Consider the following 4515-nt stretch of genomic DNA (forward strand, 5'->3'; position numbering starts at 1 on the left):
AAGTATCAAGAGAAAACAAAAGAAGGCCAATCGAAATACAGATTACATCGAGCGAGTCCTTACAGGGCAAGGTGCTTCATGATTTCGCCCTGAGCGAGTTATCTATCAATATCATTATTATTGTCTTCTAAATGATTGTAATGTACCTATTGATGTTTAAAATACCTATCTAAAATAAACGTATTAGATAATTTCAGTACGAGAAATTCTTTCATAGAAGAGATATTTATAAATGCTTCGAAAACTATTTACTTGTTGGTTATTACTGGTTTTTTCCTCTCTTCTTATCGCGGAAGAAAAAGTGGTTTTGCAGTTAAAATGGGAACATCAATTTCAGTTTGCAGGATATTATGCGGCTAAATGGCAAGGTTTTTATGAAGAAGCAGGGCTTGATGTCGAGATACGACCTTCTGTCAAAGCAGATAAAAGTATTATCACGCCAAGTGATGAGATTAAACAAGGCCAGGCGCAATTTGCAATCGGTGGTTTAGACATTCTACTGGTTAAAGATAATGACCTTAATCCAGTCATTCTCGCTTCACTGTTTCAACATAGCCCGACGGCCATCTTTTCGCTACAAAATACCGATATTAGTAGTCTCAGGGAACTCTCTCAATTACGTATTGCCGTTACTGAATCTGATTTTGCTAAAGCTGAAATAGCTGCGATGTTTCGCTCACATGGCTATGATTTCAAAAAAATAAAATTCGTAGATCAACCCGTTACCATCGATACGCTATTAAACAATGAAGCCGATGCGATTGTTACCTATGCGATTTCCGCTGAGTTCTCAGCAAAAGAGAAAGCGATCAAGCTCAATAAAGTTAAACCGGCGGATTTAGGGTTAGACTTCTATGGTGACTCGTTGTATACCTCATTTGAATATGCAAACAGTCATCCTGATATTGTTAATCAGTTTACCAAAGCGAGTATGAAAGGGTGGCGTTATGCCATTGAGCATAAAGAAGAAATAGCAAAACGGATAGCCAATGAGTTTCCCCGTTATTTAGTCAAATATGATGATATTTATCAATATAATCTCTTCTTCGCTGAACATATCGATCAACTACTGAATTATGCTGAAAAACCATTAGGAGATATTAATAAAGAACGTTGGTTCAATATGAATGAACGAATTCGTTCCTTAGGTCTGATCCGTTCAGATTTAAATGATAGTCATTTTAGTGTTCAAAAAGAAGAGATAACCCCATTTTCAGATAGCTTTATTTTTTATTTACTCGGTATCATCATGCTGCTTTTTGTTATCTTTTTTCTTTGGACTCGCGAGCTTAAAGTATTAACCCTGTTAGCGGTCATATTAGTGATCGTCCTTTTTGAAATGCAATTTGAAGACATATTTATCAAAGAGGAAAAGCGCGCTGTCAAAGAAAATGCGACCCAGGTGATTAATACTATCAGTGCAAAGCTAAAAGGGGAGTTAGAGAATAACCTTTCTTTGTTGACTGGCTTTGCCTCTTACATATCAGCCACCCCTGAACTCACTAATGAGGACTTTGCTCGTTATGCACAACCTCTCTTTCAAAAAGATCCGATGCTCATAAGCTTTGTAGCAGCAAAAGATTTGGTCATTAATTATGTTTTTCCGCTTAAAGGAAATGAAAAGGCAATGGGGTTAAATTATAGAAATACCCCTAATAAAATAGAAATGGTTGAACAATTAGTGAATACCGGGCAAGTTCAGATGATTGGTCCAGTTAACTTGGTACAGGGAGGTAAAGCCTTCATTGGTCGAGCGCCAGTTTTCTTACCTGACGGGACATTATGGGGGATTATTTCAGCGCCGATTGATGCTGATCTATTACTTAAATTTATAGAAAAGGAAAGCTCTCGTCATCATTTTAACATTGCTATTAGAAGTTACGATTTACAAGGTGAAGCGGGACCTGTTTTCTTCGGAGAATCTGCTGTTTTTGATGCACAGAATAAATTAGCATCATCAAGGATTGCAGTAGGCGGGCATTCTTGGCATATAGCTGCGACTCCTTTATTCGTCGACAATGAATTACCTACTAATATCTATTTATTGCGATCTTATTTTATTGTCAGTGCATTTATATTCAGTTTGTTTATCTGGTTTAGGTTTAAACAAACATCGAAACAAACAATGCTAGAGCTAAAGTTAAATGAGGATAAAAGGTTATTAGAGTCAGTCGGACGAGTTGCGAAAATTGGCGGCTGGGAACTTGATAATGAACTGAATTTTATAAAATGGTCTGAGCAGTCCTCTTTAGTGATAGGTGAGCCCCAAGCATTTTTACCTGCTAAGTTAAGCGATTTAAAAAAATATATTTCAGCTGAAGATTATCAATTATGGAAAACAAAAATAAAAAATGGACTAAAAGCGCCTAAAGCCTTTTCTATTAAAATAGCATTTGCTACAAAAAATAATAAACCAATGTGGCTTAAAATAGTGTCTGATGGCAAAGCAACCGACAACTCATCTTCTATTATAGGGACTATTCAGGATATAACTGAAAAAATATTAAATATAAAATTTATTGAATATCAAGCTTCTCACGATAGCTTGACTAACCTGCCTAATCGCCGCACTTTTCAGGACCGGTTGGATCTTGCAATAGAAAGTGCTTCTCGTAGTAAAAAAAGTATCGCGATTTTATTTATCGACTTAGATCGTTTTAAGCCCATCAATGATAATCTCGGGCATCATGCTGGTGATTTGGTTTTGATTGAATCTGCTGATCGATTAAAAAAACTCATTAGGTCATCTGATACGGTTTCACGCATAAGCGGCGATGAGTTTGCGCTTATTCTCAATGATGTTGAACATTATAAACATGCGCTTACGATAGCGGATAAAATTTCCCAAAAGATGCAGGAGCCTTATCAACTGAGCAATGCAGAAGTTCATTTGAGTGCCAGTATCGGCATTGCAATATACCCTGACGATGCAAACAATGTAGATGAATTATTAAAAAAAGCAGATCAGGCGATGTATGAGGTAAAAGCAAACGGCAGAAATGGATACCAATTCTATACCCAAGAGATGCAACAAAAATCAGAGTACCGTCATCAGCTTCGCAACGAGTTGATCACGGCACTTAAAACAAAGGAGATACAACCTTATTTTCAACCCATTATAGAGCTCAACACCAAGCAAATTAGAAAATGCGAAACACTGGCTAGATGGCAACAGAAAAATGGTGATTTTATAGCGCCTATTGAGTTTATCAATTTAGCGGAAGAAACAGGGTTAATTAACCAAATTGATTTATTTATGTTAGAGGAATCTAGCAAATACTTAATGGAAATGGACGTCGAGATTGAATTATCCATTAATGTATCGCCAAGGTTATTCCATACTAAGGATAATGCACTACAGCATTGGCTTACGGCTATCAAAAAGATCAGCAAATCAGTGAGCCTTACTATTGAGATCACCGAGCGTCTTTTAACAGAAGATTCCAAGAAAGTACTTACTATTCTGAATCAATGTAAAAAAATGGGGATTAAAGTCGCTATTGATGATTTCGGTACGGGTTACTCATCCTTAAATTATTTGATTAACTTTCCAATTGATCAAATTAAGATAGATAGAAGCTTTATTAAAAATATTGGTATCGATAGCGCATCTGAGATATTAATTGAAACTATTTTGACGATGGCAAATCGACTTGGCATTAAAGTTGTTGCAGAAGGAATTGAAACACAAGAACAATTAACTTATCTACATAAGCACCACTGTGATTTCGGGCAGGGGTATTTGCTTGGTAAGCCAATGAATAGAGAAAATTTTCATTCTTTACTTAAAAAATAGTTCGTTTATCAAGCACTAAACTCATCTCGGTGATAGGGTTTTTGTGGTGCCATGAATTATGATTTTTATCTTTAAGTTATAAATTTCCAACTAGGGTCGTTTAAATATTTATAGTGCTTTATTGCATATCTCAGGCGTATTAATAAAGAGTAAAAAGAGAATTTAAAAGGAGGAAATAGCCTTTAAAGCCTCCTTTTGTTGAATAAAATCTAACAAAAGGTTTACATTAGTTGATAATAGTATTTAATTAGGGTTAATTTTCGACTTTTATGTGAATTTACTAGCTCTTTATGCATATTTTAAACCTGAATGTTAAGGCTCATAGGTTGGACTTTAAGAAATAATGGGTTTTAACCCGTATTGCAATCGTCCCGTTTTTTTATCTCTGTCAGGGTGTGCCCGTTTGGCATATTTTGACAGAAAATGAATTGTGCTTTTCCACGTTTTTTTGAGCTTCGATAATATGTTTTGCGTTATCAATTCCATCAGTGGATAAAACCAACCCTGTGTATTTTTAGCAACCATAAACGTCGATAACTCAACGCCAGTAAGTTGCTGAACACTTAACCCTATACGTCGTTTAACCAACAATGAAAGTAAACTACTCCAGACCAATCCTTCCATCCAGGGCTAAATCATGAAAAGCCTAAAAAATGAACAGCGTTTTTATAAAAATAAAGTGACAGATATCGCACGATCATTCTTATCACAATGATCGA

Annotated in this window: 1 protein-coding gene and 1 pseudogene; one reads left to right on the forward strand and one right to left on the reverse strand. The window is 35.7% G+C overall.

Annotated elements, in window-relative coordinates; translation table 11 throughout:
* The first annotated feature begins 232 nt into the window (after window positions 1-232).
* Window positions 233-3796, forward strand: coding sequence for an EAL domain-containing protein (locus tag H592_RS23290; protein WP_051369139.1), 3564 nt, complete (start codon window positions 233-235; stop codon window positions 3794-3796).
* A 333-nt stretch (window positions 3797-4129) separates the two neighbouring features.
* Here H592_RS23290 and H592_RS0111380 read toward each other — a convergent pair.
* Window positions 4130-4420 (reverse strand): annotated as a pseudogene (locus H592_RS0111380) (IS4-like element ISMps1 family transposase); the annotation flags it as partial.
* Window positions 4421-4515: the final 95 nt, after the last annotated feature.

This window comes from Psychromonas arctica DSM 14288 (genome assembly GCF_000482725.1).
In the GTDB taxonomy this organism is placed as follows: Bacteria; Pseudomonadota; Gammaproteobacteria; order Enterobacterales; family Psychromonadaceae; genus Psychromonas; species Psychromonas arctica.

Excerpts from the sequence above, each read along its gene's own strand:
- H592_RS23290 (WP_051369139.1), top strand. The coding sequence starts at position 233 with ATGCTTCGAAAACTATTTACTTGTTGGTTATTACTGGTTTTTTCCTCT.